Source organism: Kitasatospora setae KM-6054, from assembly GCF_000269985.1.
Classification (GTDB): domain Bacteria; phylum Actinomycetota; class Actinomycetes; order Streptomycetales; family Streptomycetaceae; genus Kitasatospora; species Kitasatospora setae.
The window spans coordinates 2974635-2990305 of sequence record NC_016109.1; the positions used below are offsets into that span (position 1 = coordinate 2974635).

The 15671-nt window shown below is 69.0% G+C and carries 9 protein-coding genes and 3 rRNA genes; 1 reads left to right on the forward strand and 11 read right to left on the reverse strand.

Annotated elements, in window-relative coordinates:
• Positions 1–9 precede the first annotated feature (9 nt).
• Both KSE_RS13090 and KSE_RS13095 read right to left on the reverse strand, forming a co-directional pair.
• A complete protein-coding gene (locus KSE_RS13090; protein ID WP_014135791.1) occupies positions 10–690 on the reverse strand; it encodes a response regulator in 681 nt (226 codons plus the stop codon).
• Complete coding sequence (locus tag KSE_RS13095; protein ID WP_014135792.1) at positions 687–3320, reverse strand: sensor histidine kinase; 2634 nt, start codon at positions 3318–3320, stop codon at positions 687–689. Before KSE_RS13095 ends, KSE_RS13090 begins: the two co-directional genes overlap by 4 nt.
• Positions 3321–3459: 139 nt before the next feature.
• On the opposite strand from KSE_RS13095, the gene KSE_RS13100 reads away from it, so the two are divergent.
• Positions 3460–4290: a patatin-like phospholipase family protein gene (locus KSE_RS13100; RefSeq protein WP_014135793.1), complete on the forward strand. Its 831-nt coding sequence runs from the start codon at positions 3460–3462 to the stop codon at positions 4288–4290.
• Positions 4291–4323: 33 nt separating this feature from the next.
• Here KSE_RS13100 and KSE_RS13105 read toward each other — a convergent pair whose 3' ends face one another.
• From KSE_RS13105 to KSE_RS13145, 9 genes are all read right to left on the reverse strand, one after another.
• Entirely contained in the window at positions 4324–4989 is a 666-nt protein-coding gene (locus tag KSE_RS13105) for an ABC transporter ATP-binding protein (RefSeq protein ID WP_081539849.1), read from the reverse strand.
• An 11-nt stretch (positions 4990–5000) separates the two neighbouring features.
• A complete protein-coding gene (locus tag KSE_RS13110) occupies positions 5001–5942 on the reverse strand; it encodes an ABC transporter ATP-binding protein (RefSeq protein WP_014135795.1) in 942 nt (313 codons plus the stop codon).
• Between the two features lie 365 nt (positions 5943–6307).
• Positions 6308–7399: a hypothetical protein gene (locus KSE_RS42095; protein ID WP_014135796.1), complete on the reverse strand. Its 1092-nt coding sequence runs from the start codon at positions 7397–7399 to the stop codon at positions 6308–6310.
• Positions 7400–7430: 31 nt separating this feature from the next.
• Positions 7431–8138, reverse strand: coding sequence for a SigE family RNA polymerase sigma factor (locus KSE_RS13120; RefSeq protein WP_014135797.1), 708 nt, complete (start codon positions 8136–8138; stop codon positions 7431–7433).
• Positions 8139–8320: 182 nt separating this feature from the next.
• A 5S ribosomal RNA gene (gene rrf, locus KSE_RS13125) occupies positions 8321–8437 on the reverse strand.
• A 78-nt stretch (positions 8438–8515) separates the two neighbouring features.
• Positions 8516–11621: ribosomal RNA gene (locus KSE_RS13130) — 23S ribosomal RNA — on the reverse strand.
• Between the two features lie 290 nt (positions 11622–11911).
• A 16S ribosomal RNA gene (locus KSE_RS13135) occupies positions 11912–13435 on the reverse strand.
• Together the 16S, 23S and 5S rRNA genes form the textbook arrangement of a ribosomal RNA operon.
• Positions 13436–13960: 525 nt before the next feature.
• Complete coding sequence (locus KSE_RS13140; protein ID WP_014135798.1) at positions 13961–14677, reverse strand: nucleoside/nucleotide kinase family protein; 717 nt, start codon at positions 14675–14677, stop codon at positions 13961–13963.
• Positions 14678–14687: 10 nt separating this feature from the next.
• Positions 14688–15617 carry a S66 peptidase family protein gene (locus KSE_RS13145; protein ID WP_014135799.1) on the reverse strand — a complete coding sequence of 310 codons (930 nt, stop codon included), beginning with the start codon at positions 15615–15617 and terminating at the stop codon, positions 14688–14690.
• Between the last annotated feature and the right edge of the window lie 54 nt (positions 15618–15671).

The window sequence follows — 15671 nt, forward strand, 5'->3', positions numbered from 1 at the left end:
GGTGCCGGGTCAGGGCTCGAAGCGGTAGCCCATGCCCGGTTCGGTGATGAAGTGCCGGGGGTGCGAGGGGTCGGCCTCCAGCTTGCGGCGCAGCTGCGCCAGGTAGACCCGCAGGTAGTTGGTCTCCTTGCGGTAGGCCGGGCCCCACACCTCCTGGAGCAGCTGGGTCTGGCTGACCAGCCGCCCGGAGTTGCGCACCAGCACCTCCAGCAGGTGCCACTCGGTGGGGGTGAGCCGGACGTCGGCGCCCTGACGGTTGACCTTCTTCGCGGCCAGGTCGACGGTGAAGCTGTCGGTGGCGACCACCGACTCGCCCTCCGCGGTGACCGGCTCGGCGCGGCGGACGGCGGCCCGCATCCGGGCCAGCAGCTCGTCCATGCCGAACGGCTTGGTGACGTAGTCGTCGGCGCCGGCGTCCAGCGCCTCGACCTTCTCGTCGGAGGCGTGCCGGGCGGAGAGCACGATGATCGGCACCCTGGTCCAGCCGCGCAGGCCGCGGATCACCTCGACGCCGTCCATGTCGGGCAGGCCGAGGTCGAGCACCACCACGTCGGGGTGGCGGGCGGCGGCCAGCTCCAGGGCGCTCGCGCCGTCGTGCGCGGAGTCGACCTCGTACTTGCGGGCCTTGAGGTTGATCACCAGGGCGCGGACGATCTGCGGTTCGTCGTCCACCACCAGGACCCGGGTCATGCGGGACCGGCCTTTCGCTCGTCTCGTTCGGTGCGCCCGCCTTGCTCGGCGCGCTCGGCGTGTTCGGTGCGTTCGGTGCGTTCGGTGCGTTCGTCGGGGTGCGGCCCGGACGGGGCGGCGGGCAGCGCGACCACCATGGTCAGGCCGCCGCCGGGGGTGTCCTCGGCGGTGACGGCGCCGCCCATCGCCTCGGCGAAGCCGCGGGCCACCGCCAGGCCGAGGCCGACGCCGGCGCCGCGCGGGGCGTCGCCGTAGCGCTGGAAGGGGGCGAAGATCCGCTCCCGGGCCTCCTCGGGGACGCCCGGGCCGCGGTCGACCACCCGCAGCTCGACCCGTCCGGAGCGCTCCAGCAGATCCGCCTTCACCAGGACGGGTGAACCGGGCGGTCCGTACTTGACGGCGTTCTCCACCAGGTTGGCCAGCACCCGCTCCAGCAGCCCGGCGTCGGCCCGGACCATCGGCAGCGACTCCGGCACGTCGAGGCGCACGCTGCCGGGCGGCACGCCGCCGAGCGCGAACGGCACCACCTCGTCCAGGTCGGTGGGCCGCAGCAGCGGGGTGACGGTGCCGGTCTGCAGGCGGCTCATGTCCAACAGGTTGTTGATCAGGTGGTCGAGCCGGTCCGCGCCGGACTCGATCCCGGCCAGCAGCTCGGCCTCGTCCTCCTCGTCCCACTCGACGTCCTCGGCGCGCAGCGAGGAGACCGCGGCCTTGATCCCGGCCAGCGGGGTGCGCAGGTCGTGCGAGACGGCGGCCAGCAGCGCGGTGCGGATCCGGTTGCCCTCGGCCTCCCGGCGGGCCGCGGCCGCCTCCCCGGCCAGCCGGCGGCGCTCCAGCAGGACGGCCGCCTGGTTGGCGAACGCGCCGAGCATCCGCCGGTCCGCGGCGGGCAGCACCCGGCCGCGCAGCACCAGCGCGAGGCGCTCGCCGACCGGGACGTCCGCGTCGGCCTGCTCGGGCCCGGCCGGCGGGCGCGGCCCGACCGCGGCGGCGGCCTGCCACGGGCCGTGCGCGTCGGTGCGCTCCAGCAGCGCCACCGCCTCCTGCTGGAAGGTCTCCCGGACCTGCTCCAGCAGCGCCGTCAGCACCCCCTCGCCGGTGGGCGCGCCGCGCAGCACGGTGCCGGCCAGCGCGGACAGCGTCTGCGCCTCGGCCTGGGCCCGGGCCGCGACGTGGCTGCGCCGGGCCGCGACGTCGACCACGGTGGCGACCGCGATGCCGACCGCCGCGAAGATCGCCACCGCGACGATGTTCTCCGGCTGGGCGATGGTGAAGGTGTGGATCGGGGGCGCGAAGTAGTAGTTGAGCGCCGAGGAGGAGACCAGCGCCGAGGCGATCGCCGGGAACAGCCCGCCGACCAGCGCCGCGCACACCGTCAGCGCCAGGAACAGCAGCATGTCGGTGGAGAGCCCGGGCCCGCCGAGCCGGGTCAGCAGCAGCGCCAGCAGCGGGGGCCCGGCCACCCCGATCACCCAGCCCGCGACCGTCCTGGTCCGGCCCAGGTCGGTCACCCGGCGGATCGGGATCCGGCCGCGGCCGCGCGCCGCGTGCTCGTGGTTGACCATGTGGACGTCGATGTCGCCGGAGTCCCGGGTCACCGTGTAGCCGACGCCCGGCCCGTACACGTACTGCCAGACCTTGCGGCGGCTGGTGCCGATCACGATCTGGGTGGCGTTGACGCCGCGCGCGAAGTCCAACAGGCCGGCCGCCGGGTCGTCGCCGAGCACGGTGTGGAAGCTGCCGCCCAGGCTCTCCACCAGGGCGCGCTGCTCGATCAGCGCCTGCGGGGAGGAGCCGGACAGGCCGTCGGAGCGGGAGATGTGCACCGCCAGCAGCTCGCCCGCGCTGTTGCGGGCCGCGATCCGGGCCGCCCGGCGGACCAGCGTGGCGCCCTCGGGGCCGCCGGTCAGGCCGACCACGATCCGCTCCCGGGCCTGCCAGGTGCCCTGGATGCCCTGCTCGGCCCGGTAGCGCTGGAGGTACTCGTCGACCCGGTCGGCCGTCCACAGCAGCGCCAGCTCGCGCAGCGCGGTCAGGTTGCCGGGCCGGAAGTAGTGCGCGAGCGCCGCGTCCACCTTCTCCGGCGCGTACACGTTGCCGTGCGCCAGCCGGCGGCGCAGCGCCTGCGGGGACATGTCGACCAGCTCGATCTGGTCCGCCCGGCGCACCACCTCGTCCGGGACGGTCTCCCGCTGCCGGACGCCGGTGATCCCCTCGACCACGTCGCCCAGCGACTCCAGGTGCTGGATGTTGACGGTGGAGACCACGTCGATCCCGGCGGCCAGCAGCTCCTCGACGTCCTGCCAGCGCTTGGCGTTGCGCGCGCCCGGCACGTTGGTGTGGGCCAGCTCGTCGACCAGCGCCACCGCCGGGTCGCGGGCCAGCACCGCGTCCAGGTCGAGCTCGGTGAACTCGGCGCCGCGGTGGGTCATCGTCCGGCGCGGCACGGTCTCCAGGCCGGTCAGCAGTTCGGCGGTGCGGGCCCGGCCGTGGGTCTCGACGAAGCCGACCGCCACGTCCGCGCCGCGCTCGATCCGGCGGTGCGCCTCGGCCAGCATCGCGTAGGTCTTGCCGACGCCCGGGGCCGCCCCGAGGTAGATCCGCAGCCTGCCGCGGGCCGTGTGCACCATGGCACCGAGACTACGGCCACCGATCGCAATATCCGCTGATCAGACGGGTCCTGGTGGAGAATTGTCGCGTTCTTGACGCCCCCCGCCGCCCTTTGGGCCAGAATGCCGGGGAATCGAACGGACCAGAAGGGCAACCACCATGCGCGGACTCGTACTCGGCGGCGGCGGACTCGCCGGCATCTCCTGGGAGACCGGCCTGCTGCACGGCCTCGCCGAAGCCGGGATCGACGTCCCCGGCACCGCCGACCACGTCCTCGGCACCTCGGCCGGCGCCACCGTCGCCGGCCAGCTCGCCTCCGGCCTCCCGCTCGCCGAGCTCTACCGGCGGCAGACCGACCCGGACGCCCAGAACCCCGAGATCGTCCCGCCCCTCGACGTCGTCGGCCCCCTCTTCGAGACCTTCCAGCGCATGATCGCCGAGATCACCGACCCCGCCGAACTCCGCCGCCGCGTCGGCGAGTTCGCGCTCGCCGCGGACACCGTCCCGGCCGCCGACCGGCTCGCCGTGATCGCCGCCCGGCTCCCCGGCCGCGACTGGCCCGCCTGGCCGCTCACCCTCACCGCCGTCGATGCCGACAGCGGCGAACCCCGCACCTTCGACCGCCACAGCGGTGTCCCGCTGCTCGACGCCGTCGCCGCCAGCTGCGCCGTCCCCGGCCTCTGGCCCACCGTCGAGATCGACGGCCGCCGCTACATGGACGGCGGCATCCGCAGCTCCAACAACGCCGACCTGATGGCCGGTCGGCAGGCCGTCCTGGTCCTCGCCCCGATGGCCGACCCGTTCCTCGCCGCCGAACTGGCCCTGCTCGAAACCACCGGCCGGGTCCTCGCCGTCAGCCCCGACGAGGACTCGCTCGCCGCGGCCGGCCCCAACCCGCTGGACACCGCCGTCCGCACCCCCTCCGCCGAGGCCGGCCGGGCCCAGGGCCACCGGATCGCCGACCTGGTCCGCGACCTCTGGACGGTCTGACCGCCCCGGCCTCCCCCGCCCCCGGCCCGCGCCCTACTCGACGATCCGACCGTCCCGCAGCTCCACGACCCGGTCCGCCAGCTCCATCAGCTGCGGGTCGTGCGTCGCCACCAGCGCCGTCACGCCCTCGCTGCGCACCACCGCGCGCAGCAGCTGCATGATCGCCAGCCCGGTGTCCGAGTCCAGCTGGCCGGTCGGCTCGTCCGCGATCAGCAGCGCCGGCTCGTTCGCCAGCGCCCGCGCCACCGCCACCCGCTGCTGCTGGCCGCCCGACATCTCGGTCGGCCGCTGCTCGGCGTGCTCCGCCAGGCCCACCATCGCCAGCAGCGTCCGGACCCGCTCCTCGCGCTCCTTCACCGCGACCTTGCGCAGCCGCATCGGCACCCCGACGTTCTCCGCCGCCGTCAGCACCGAGATCAGCCCGAACGACTGGAACACGAAGCCGATCCGGTCCCGCCGCAGCTCCAGCCGGCCCGCCTCGTCCAGCCCCGCCAGGTCCGTCCCGGCGATGCTGATGCTCCCCGAGGACGGCGTGTCCAGCCCGCCCACCAGGTTCAGCAGCGTCGTCTTGCCCGAGCCCGACCGGCCCCGCAGCGCCGTCAGCTCGCCGGCCCGCGCCGTGAACGACACCCCGCGCACCGCGTGCACCGCCCGGTCGCCCTCCCCGAACGTCCGGTGCACGTCCTCCACGACCACCATCGCGCCGTCACTCACCCGTGCACCTCTTCCTCGGCCCGCCACACCCCGATGTGGTCCTCTTCCAGCGCCAACCGCACCCGGCGGCTCAACCGCAGCGCCTCCGTGAAGTCCGGCGGCAGCTGCAGCCGGCCCACCCGGTCCAGCACCGCGTACTCCACTCCGGGCTCACCCCGGTCCGGACGCAGCACCTCCGTCGAGGTCCGCCCGTTGCGGATCCGCACGGTGCGGCGCACTTCCTGCGCCACCATAAGGTCATGGGTGACGATCAGCACCGTCACCCCCAGCTCCTCGTTCACCGAACGCAGCGCCGAGAAGATCTCCTCGCTGGTCGCGCTGTCCAGCTCACCGGTCGGCTCGTCCGCCAGCAGCAGCGCCGGCGCGTTGGCGTTCGCCACCGCGATCGCCACCCGCTGCTGCTCGCCGCCCGACATCTCGACCGGCAGCCGGCCCGCCAGGTGCCCGATCCCGAGCAGTCCCAGCAGCTCGACCGCCTGCCGCCGCCGCTCCCGCCGCGGCACGCCCGCGTACCCCATCGGCAGCATCACGTTCTCCACCGCCGTCAGGTACGGCAGCAGGTTGCGCGCCGTCTGCTGCCAGACGAAGCCGACCGTCCGGCGCCGGAACTCCAGCCGCTCCCGCTTGCCCATCGCCAGCAGGTCGTGCCCCGCCACCCGGGCACTGCCCGCCGTCGGCACGTCCAACCCCGCGAGGATGCCCAGCAGCGTCGACTTCCCCGAACCCGAGGCGCCGACCACCGCGATCAGCTCACCCTCCTCGACCAGCAGGTCCAGCCCCTGCAGGGCCTGCACCTCCACCCCCTCGGAGCGGTGGATGCGCACCAGGTTCTCGCACACCACCATGCCCGCCGGCTCCTCCGGCCCCTCCGCGGCCGCGCGCCTGCGCAACTCGCCGAGATCCGGCACGGCCTCCGCGCCCACGGTCTCCACCCCCACGCCATTCCCCTCCGGCCGGAGCCCGGCGGCTCACCACGGCCTGTCACGCTGTCGCGCCGTCGCACTGTCACACACGCTGTCACGCGCGCTGTCACACACGCCGTCACGCCGGGAACGACGCCGGACCGGGCGGACGGGACAGTCCCCTGTTCTGCCCCGGCCGTCCGGCCTGGCGTTCCCCCCTGACCGCCGCCCACACAGCGACAGTCCCAACACTCCAACGCGGCCCGAGCCGGGCAGGTTGCACGGGATTCCGAAGTTTTTTCGAAACCCTCCCCCGCGCCCCTCCCACGCTCCTCCCCCGCCCCACCTATGTCCCTCCTACGCCCCTCCCGAACCGACACGACCACGCCCGGCGGCCGCGCTCAAGGCAGCGGGGACGCCAGGACCATCGACGGGGACGCCAGCCCCAGGGTCAGGAACTCCGCCGCCGCGGCCCGGAACGGCTCCGACGCCCCCGCCTCCGGCGCCACCCCGCGCCCGCCCCGGCGCACCACCAGCACCGCCACCAGCGAACCCCGGACGTGCACCGCCACCTCCTCCGCCGCCACCACCGGCTGCCGCATCCCGAGCGCCACCACGCCGACGTTCCGGTCCTCCACCGTCCAGCCCGACCCCGGCGCCACGCACTCCCCGCCCTGCAGCAGCCGGGCCCCCGCGACCTCCGCGTCCGCCTCCGACCCGAACCGCAGCACGTACTGGTCCGCCGTCGGCGCCGCGTCCCCGCCGTCCGTGTAGCTCTCCCCCCACACCTCGCCCGCCCCCGCCATCAGCACCAGGCGCGGCACACAGCCGTCCGCGAACACCGTCCCCCGCGTCCCGGACGGCACCGCCTGACCGCTCTGGGCGCTGCCGCCCGCACTCGCGCTCGCGCTCGTAGTCGCACTCGTGCTCGGGGACGCGGCCGTCCCCGAGGAGGCGCTCGGGCTCGCGCCCGGACTCGGGCTGCCGCTCTCACCGGAGAACGCCCCGACGACCGACCACGGACCGTACCCGCCCAGCACGTTCGGCAGCCGGTTCACCCCCAGCGCCAGGGCCCGGACCTCCAGGTCCGCCGCGTGCAACGGCAGCGCCTCCGACACCCGAACCACCGTGCCCGGACCCGGGCTCCCCGACGGCAGCGCCGGCACCGACGGCGCCGGCGGCAGGGCCAACGTCTCCACCGGCTTCGGCCGCGGCAGCGCCGACTGTTCCACCGGCACCCCCGCCACCCCCTGGTGCCCGGTCCGCAACGGCACCACCGTCGCCACCGTCCACAGCACCGCGACCCCGAGCACCCCCACCCCGGCCACCACCCCGGTCCGACGCCGCTGCCGACGCCGCACCCCGCGCCGCACCACCTCGGCGCTCTCCGGCGCCGGCACCCCCAACACCACGTCGCGCCGCAACCCGTCGAACATCGCCTCCAACCGGGCAGCACCGATCGCCGGACGGTTCTCCGCCTCGTCCGCGTCCACCTCCGGCAGCCCGCCCCCCGGGGCTCCTGGCCTAGACATGCGACCTGCAGCCCTCCGCGACCCGCATCCGATCCCCCGTCAACTCCACGTCCGCCGCTCCCCCTTCAGTCTCGCCGCCCCCGGCACCGCCGCCCCCCGCCGCCCCACGTGCCTCAGCCGCGGCAACCGCCCGAACCGGCCGCAGCGGCGCGACCACCGGTTCCTCGACGACCGCCGCCGGCTCTTCCCCCAACAGCACCGCCAGCGCCTGCCGCCCCCGGTGCAGCCGCGCCTTCACCGTACCCACCGGCACCCCCTCGTCCGCGGCGATCTCCGCCACCGAACGCCCGCCCATGTGGTGCCACACCAACGCCGACCGCTGCGCCTCCGGCAACCGCCGCAACGCCTCCACCAACGCCACCGTCTCCGGCCCGGGCCCCGGAACCGGTGACGACTGCCCGTCCCCGTGCCGGATCCAGCTCTGCAACGCCGTCCGAGCCCGCCGCCACCGGCTGATCGCGATCCGCTGCCCCGTCAACCGCACCCAAGCCACCGGGTTCTCGTGCGACACCAGCCGCCCCCAGTGGTTCCACGCCCGCACGAACGCCTCCTGGGCAGCATCCTGTGCCTCGCCCAGATCGCCCGTCAGCGCGTACAGATGCGCCACCAGTTGCCCGTACGCCGCCTCGTAGAACGCCCGAAAGTCGTCGCCGCCCCGACCGGCGTCGACACCGGCCCCCTCGTCCTGCTCCACGACCATGACGCCACAGTGTGCCGTGCACTGTCCGGCCCGGCAATACTCCCAGCCCCGGCACCCCCAGGAATAACACCCTCCCGCCCACCCTCTGCCCCTTCGGGCACCCGCCGGCCCCTCCCGACTTCCGTCCCGGAAACGCGAGAAAGCCCCCCGACATCCCGTCGGGGGGCTTTCTCAGAAGAATTGTTCGGCGGCGTCCTACTCTCCCACAGGGTCCCCCCTGCAGTACCATCGGCGCTGTGAGGCTTAGCTTCCGGGTTCGGAATGTAACCGGGCGTTTCCCTCACGCTATGACCACCGAAACACTATGAAACTGTGCACCACCCACCCGTGTCGGTGGGGGTCGTTGTTTCAGAACAACACAGTGGACGCGAGCAACTGAGGACAAGCCCTCGGCCTATTAGTACCGGTCAACTCCACCCCTCACAGGGCTTCCATATCCGGCCTATCAACCCAGTCGTCTACTGGGAGCCTTACCCTCTCAAGGAGGTGGGAGTGCTCATCTCGAAGCAGGCTTCCCGCTTAGATGCTTTCAGCGGTTATCCCTCCCGAACGTAGCCAACCAGCCATGCCCTTGGCAGGACAACTGGCACACCAGAGGTTCGTCCGTCCCGGTCCTCTCGTACTAGGGACAGCCCTTCTCAACACTCCTACGCGCACAGCGGATAGGGACCGAACTGTCTCACGACGTTCTAAACCCAGCTCGCGTACCGCTTTAATGGGCGAACAGCCCAACCCTTGGGACCTACTCCAGCCCCAGGATGCGACGAGCCGACATCGAGGTGCCAAACCATCCCGTCGATATGGACTCTTGGGGAAGATCAGCCTGTTATCCCCGGGGTACCTTTTATCCGTTGAGCGACGGCGCTTCCACAAGCCACCGCCGGATCACTAGTCCCTACTTTCGTACCTGCTCGACCCGTCAGTCTCACAGTCAAGCTCCCTTGTGCACTTACACTCAACACCTGATTGCCAACCAGGCTGAGGGAACCTTTGGGCGCCTCCGTTACCCTTTAGGAGGCAACCGCCCCAGTTAAACTACCCACCAGACACTGTCCCTGATCCGGATCACGGACCCAGGTTAGACATCCAGCACGACCAGAGTGGTATTTCAACGATGGCTCCACCATGACTGGCGTCACGGCTTCAAAGCCTCCCACCTATCCTACACAAGCCGAACCGAACACCAATATCAAGCTATAGTAAAGGTCCCGGGGTCTTTCCGTCCTGCTGCGCGAAACGAGCATCTTTACTCGTAATGCAATTTCACCGGGCCTGTGGTTGAGACAGTCGAGAAGTCGTTACGCCATTCGTGCAGGTCGGAACTTACCCGACAAGGAATTTCGCTACCTTAGGATGGTTATAGTTACCACCGCCGTTTACTGGCGCTTAAGTTCTCAGCTTCGCCTAGCCGAAACTAGACTAACCGGTCCCCTTAACGTTCCAGCACCGGGCAGGCGTCAGTCCGTATACATCGCCTTACGGCTTCGCACGGACCTGTGTTTTTAGTAAACAGTCGCTTCTCGCTGGTCTCTGCGGCCACCACCAGCTCAGGGAGCAAGTCCCGTCACCAGCAATGGCCCCCCTTCTCCCGAAGTTACGGGGGCATTTTGCCGAGTTCCTTAACCACAGTTCACCCGAACGCCTCGGTATTCTCTACCTGACCACCTGAGTCGGTTTGGGGTACGGGCCGCCATGAAACTCGCTAGAGGCTTTTCTCGACAGCATAGGATCATCCACTTCACCACAATCGGCTCGGCATCAGGTCTCAGCCTTCATGAACGGCGGATTTGCCTACCGCTCGGCCTACACCCTTACCCCGGGACTACCACCGCCCGGGCTGGACTACCTTCCTGCGTCACCCCATCGCTCACCTACTACAGGCTTGGACCGGCGGCTCCACCACGTCCCATCGTCCGAAGACTCCGGGCCGGCTTCACGGCCTTAGCATCACCTGGTTCGACGTTGGCGCTTCAAAGCGGGTACGGGAATATCAACCCGTTGTCCATCGACTACGCCTGTCGGCCTCGCCTTAGGTCCCGACTTACCCTGGGCAGATCAGCTTGACCCAGGAACCCTTGGTCAATCGGCGCAAGAGTTTCCCACTCTTGTATCGCTACTCATGCCTGCATTCTCACTCGTGAACCGTCCACAACTCGATTCCTCGGCTGCTTCACCCGGCACACGACGCTCCCCTACCCATCACAGCCTCCGTTGGGAGTATTGCTGCAATGACACGACTTCGGTGGTGTGCTTGAGCCCCGCTACATTGTCGGCGCGGAATCACTTGACCAGTGAGCTATTACGCACTCTTTCAAGGGTGGCTGCTTCTAAGCCAACCTCCTGGTTGTCTCTGCGACTCCACATCCTTTCCCACTTAGCACACGCTTAGGGACCTTAGTCGGTGTTCTGGGCTGTTTCCCTCTCGACCATGGAGCTTATCCCCCACAGTCTCACTGCCGCGCTCTCACTTACCGGCATTCGGAGTTTGGCTAAGGTCAGTAACCCGGTGAGGCCCATCGCCTATCCAGTGCTCTACCTCCGGCAAGAAACACGCGACGCTGCACCTAAATGCATTTCGGGGAGAACCAGCTATCACGGAGTTTGATTGGCCTTTCACCCCTAACCACAGGTCATCCCCCAGGTTTTCAACCCTGGTGGGTTCGGTCCTCCACACGGTCTTACCCGCGCTTCAACCTGCCCATGGCTAGATCACTCCGCTTCGGGTCTTGGGCATGCAACTCGAACGCCCTATTCGGACTCGCTTTCGCTACGGCTACCCCACACGGGTTAACCTCGCTACACACCGCAAACTCGCAGGCTCATTCTTCAAAAGGCACGCAGTCACAGCCCGAAGGCTGCCCCCACGGCTTGTAGGCACACGGTTTCAGGTACTATTTCACTCCGCTCCCGCGGTACTTTTCACCATTCCCTCACGGTACTATCCGCTATCGGTCACCAGGGAATATTTAGGCTTAGCGGGTGGTCCCGCCAGATTCACACGGGATTTCTCGGGCCCCGTGCTACTTGGGAGAAGCTCAAGCGAGCCGTACAGATTTCGTCTACGGGGGTCTTACCCTCTACGCCGGACCTTTCGCATGTCCTTCGACTACCCATACGGTTTCTGACTCGCCCAGCCGCCGGCAGACGACTGAAGAACTTTCCCACAACCCCTTGAGCGCAACCCCTGCCGGGTCTCACACGCTCAAGGTTTGGCCTCATCCGGTTTCGCTCGCCACTACTCCCGGAATCACGGTTGTTTTCTCTTCCTGCGGGTACTGAGATGTTTCACTTCCCCGCGTTCCCTCCACATACCCTATGTGTTCAGGTATGGGTGACAGCCCATGACGACTGCCGGGTTTCCCCATTCGGACACCCCCGGATCAAAGCTCGGTTGACAGCTCCCCGGGGCCTATCGCGGCCTCCCACGTCCTTCATCGGTTCCTGGTGCCAAGGCATCCACCGTGCGCCCTTAAAAACTTGGCCACAGATGCTCGCGTCCACTGTGCAGTTCTCAAACAACGACCAGACACCCAAACCCAGCACACCCTCGCGGACATGCCTCGCATGAGGCCGGCAACCTGAAGACAACGACCACTGGCCGTTCCCTCAGGACCCAACAACGTGCCCGACACACCCGCCTCCGGAACGCCGCTTTCCACGCCCCGGAAGGGCAGTACTCGCGATCTCCATCACCGTGTGTGCCGAATAGTCAACGTTCCACCCATGAGCTAGCACTCCGGGACATTCGCCCGAAGCTGCCGTGTGCTCCTTAGAAAGGAGGTGATCCAGCCGCACCTTCCGGTACGGCTACCTTGTTACGACTTCGTCCCAATCGCTGGTCCCACCTTCGACGGCTCCTCCCCTCACGGGTTAGGCCACCGGCTTCGGGTGTTACCGACTTTCGTGACGTGACGGGCGGTGTGTACAAGGCCCGGGAACGTATTCACCGCAGCATGCTGATCTGCGATTACTAGCAACTCCAACTTCATGGGGTCGAGTTGCAGACCCCAATCCGAACTGAGACCGGCTTTTTGGGATTCGCTCCGCCTCGCGGCATCGCAGCCCTTTGTACCGGCCATTGTAGCACGTGTGCAGCCCAAGACATAAGGGGCATGATGATTTGACGTCGTCCCCACCTTCCTCCGAGTTGACCCCGGCAGTCTCCTGTGAGTCCCCATCACCCCGAAAGGCATGCTGGCAACACAGAACAAGGGTTGCGCTCGTTGCGGGACTTAACCCAACATCTCACGACACGAGCTGACGACAACCATGCACCACCTGTACACCGACCACAAGGGGGCTGATATCTCTACCAGTTTCCGGTGTATGTCAAGCCTTGGTAAGGTTCTTCGCGTTGCGTCGAATTAAGCCACATGCTCCGCTGCTTGTGCGGGCCCCCGTCAATTCCTTTGAGTTTTAGCCTTGCGGCCGTACTCCCCAGGCGGGGAACTTAATGCGTTAGCTGCGGCACCGACGACGTGGAATGTCGCCAACACCTAGTTCCCAACGTTTACGGCGTGGACTACCAGGGTATCTAATCCTGTTCGCTCCCCACGCTTTCGCTCCTCAGCGTCAGTAATGGCCCAGAGATCCGCCTTCGCCACCGGTGTTCCTCCTGATATCTGCGCATTTCACCGCTACACCAGGAATTCCGATCTCCCCTACCACACTCTAGCCTGCCCGTATCGAATGCAGACCCGGGGTTAAGCCCCGGGCTTTCACATCCGACGCGACAGGCCGCCTACGAGCTCTTTACGCCCAATAATTCCGGACAACGCTCGCACCCTACGTATTACCGCGGCTGCTGGCACGTAGTTAGCCGGTGCTTCTTCTGCAGGTACCGTCACTTGCGCTTCTTCCCTGCTGAAAGAGGTTTACAACCCGAAGGCCGTCATCCCTCACGCGGCGTCGCTGCATCAGGCTTTCGCCCATTGTGCAATATTCCCCACTGCTGCCTCCCGTAGGAGTCTGGGCCGTGTCTCAGTCCCAGTGTGGCCGGTCGCCCTCTCAGGCCGGCTACCCGTCGTCGCCTTGGTGGGCCGTTACCCCACCAACAAGCTGATAGGCCGCGGGATCATCCTGAACCGCCGGAGCTTTCCACCACCCCCCATGCGGGAAGCGGTCGTATCCGGTATTAGACCTCGTTTCCAAGGCTTGTCCCAGAGTTCAGGGCAGATTCCCCACGTGTTACTCACCCGTTCGCCACTGATCCACCCCGAAGGGCTTCACCGTTCGACTTGCATGTGTTAAGCACGCCGCCAGCGTTCGTCCTGAGCCAGGATCAAACTCTCCGTGAATGTCTTCACAAAGAGCGGCACGGCGACCAGCCGGAATAAGGCGGTCCCGCGCACTGCGTCCTCGCTAGTGTTACTTCATAAAGAAATCTCCAACCAACCGAACACGTCGGTCGGCCGGGGATGTCAACATATCTGGCGTTGACTTTTGGCACGCTGTTGAGTTCTCAAGGAACGGACGCTTCCTTCGACCGGCCTTCCGACCGCATCTCCGGGCGCTTCGTTCTTCCGTGTTTCCAGCTTAGCAGATGTTTTCCGCTCCGTTTTCCGGAGTTTCATTCGATCCGATCCGCTTTCGTCTTCCGCGACCTGACGGCCCGTCCGACGTTTCAAACTCTAGCCGATCCCCGCTCCGAAAAGCGAATCGGCCGCAATCTCCGAAAACGAGCACGCCGAAATACGAACGGGGACGCGAAAGACACGCCGACCCGCCACGGATCATCGAACTGGTTTCTCAGGGATTGGCCGCCCCGGGACCGTCCACGCAGACCGCGTGTCCGGTGCTCCCTGTCGAGCGACTAGTCGACACTACGCCGATCGGACGACGGATGCAAACTCGCCCGTACGGACCACCCAGTCGCACGTCGCGCGGGTGCTCGCCACGTAGGCCGCGTTGGGCAGGTCGTTGCTGTCGATGCGCCGGCGGGCGGTCGTCTCGTCCTGGCCGCCGGCGGTGTGGCGGGCGAGCAGGCGGGCGTCGCGGGTGGTCTCGTCCGCGTCGACGTACCAGAGCTCGCGCAGCAGGCTGCGGGCCTCCGTCCACGGGGTGGTGGGGGCGGCGAGGTAGTTGCCCTCGGTGATGACGAGGCGGGTGTGGGGGCGGACGAGGTGGCGGGCGGCGACCGGTTCGTCGAGGTGGCGGTCGAAGTCGGGGGCGTAGACGTCGTGGAAGCGGTCGGTGGCGACGCGCTGGAGGAGGGCGAGGTAACCGCGGGCGTCGAAGGTCTCGGGGGCGCCCTTGCGGGGGCGCAGGCCGAGGCGGTCGAGCTGGGCGTTGGAGAGGTGGAAGCCGTCGAGCGGGAGGTAGGCGGCGGTGTCGGGGCCCTCCCGGCGGTTGACCTCGTCGATCAGGAGGCGCGCGAGGGTGGACTTTCCGGCGGCGGGCGGTCCGGCCAGGCCGAGGAGGGTTCGTCCGGTGCCGCTGCCGGGGCCGCGGAGCAGGGCGAGGGCCCGGGTCACTGCCTGCTCCGCGTCGGCGGGCTGCTCGGGGGCGGGGGCGGTGGTGCGGGTGCCTTCGTCGTGCATGGCTCGCACCCTACGCGCCGGTAGGGGTGCTGAGAACAGGTGCGTCGAGGGTGAGTGTGCCGGCGTCGGCGTCGAGCGTGGCGGGGACGCCGAGCGGGACGGTGATCGAGGACGGGCAGTGGCCGAAGCCGAGTTCCCACAGGACGGGGACGCCGAGCCCGCCGAGGTGGTCGAGCATCACGGCGCGCACGCCGTCGGTCGGCCCGCAGCCGTCCCAGGAGCCGAGGGCCACGCCCGCCACACCTTCCAGTGCTCCGCTGCGGCGCAGCTGGGTGAGGATCCGGTCGAGCTGGTACGGCTGCTCGTTGACGTCCTCCAGGACGAGCAGCCCGCCGGCGAAGGACGGACGGGCGCCGGGGACGCCGCGGTCGGCGGCCAGCAGGGAGGCGCAGCCGCCCATCAGGACGCCGCGAGCCCGGCCGGGGACGAGGGCGGTGGCGTCGGGTCCGGTCAGGACGGTGGTGCCGGCGGGCTCGAAGAGGGTGCGGCGCAGGTGTTCGGCAGTGGCGGCGTCGGTGCTGAAGACGGTGGTGCCCGGCATCGGGCCGTAGAGGGTGGGGACGCCGAGCTCCCGGGCGACGGCTTCGTGCAGGACGGTGACGTCGCTGAACCCGACCAGCGGTTTGGGCGGGACGGCGCGCATCGCGTCCCAGTCGAGGAGGTCGACCATCCGGTGGGCGCCGAAGCCGCCGCGGACGCAGAGGACGGCGGCGATGCCGGGGTCGAGCCAGGCGGCCTGCAGGTCGGCGGCGCGGTGGGCGTCGGTGCCGGCCAGGTGCGCCAGCGTGGGGTGGGTGTCGTGGAGATGGGGGAGGACGACCGCCTCCAGGCCCCAGGAGCGGAGGACGTCGATGCCGAGGTCGAGTCGGTGGGGGTCGATCGCGCCGCTGGGGGCGACGAGGGCGACCCGGTCGCCGGGGCGGAGCGGGCGCAGGGGCATCCGGTACTCCTTCGGGGAGCGTGCGCGGGAGGGCGGGGGCGGGCGGGTGCTGCC

Bases quoted from the DNA above. Each gene is read 5' to 3' on its own strand.
- KSE_RS13120 (WP_014135797.1), bottom strand. From the start codon at position 8,138: ATGGTCGTGGAGCAGGACGAGGGGGCCGGTGTCGACGCCGGTCGGGGC.
- KSE_RS13140 (WP_014135798.1), bottom strand. From the start codon at position 14,677: ATGCACGACGAAGGCACCCGCACCACCGCCCCCGCCCCCGAGCAGCCC.
- KSE_RS13100 (WP_014135793.1), top strand. From the start codon at position 3,460: ATGCGCGGACTCGTACTCGGCGGCGGCGGACTCGCCGGCATCTCCTGG.
- KSE_RS13105 (WP_081539849.1), bottom strand. From the start codon at position 4,989: ATGGTGGTCGTGGAGGACGTGCACCGGACGTTCGGGGAGGGCGACCGG.
- KSE_RS13145 (WP_014135799.1), bottom strand. From the start codon at position 15,617: ATGCCCCTGCGCCCGCTCCGCCCCGGCGACCGGGTCGCCCTCGTCGCC.
- KSE_RS13095 (WP_014135792.1), bottom strand. From the start codon at position 3,320: ATGGTGCACACGGCCCGCGGCAGGCTGCGGATCTACCTCGGGGCGGCC.
- KSE_RS13090 (WP_014135791.1), bottom strand. From the start codon at position 690: ATGACCCGGGTCCTGGTGGTGGACGACGAACCGCAGATCGTCCGCGCC.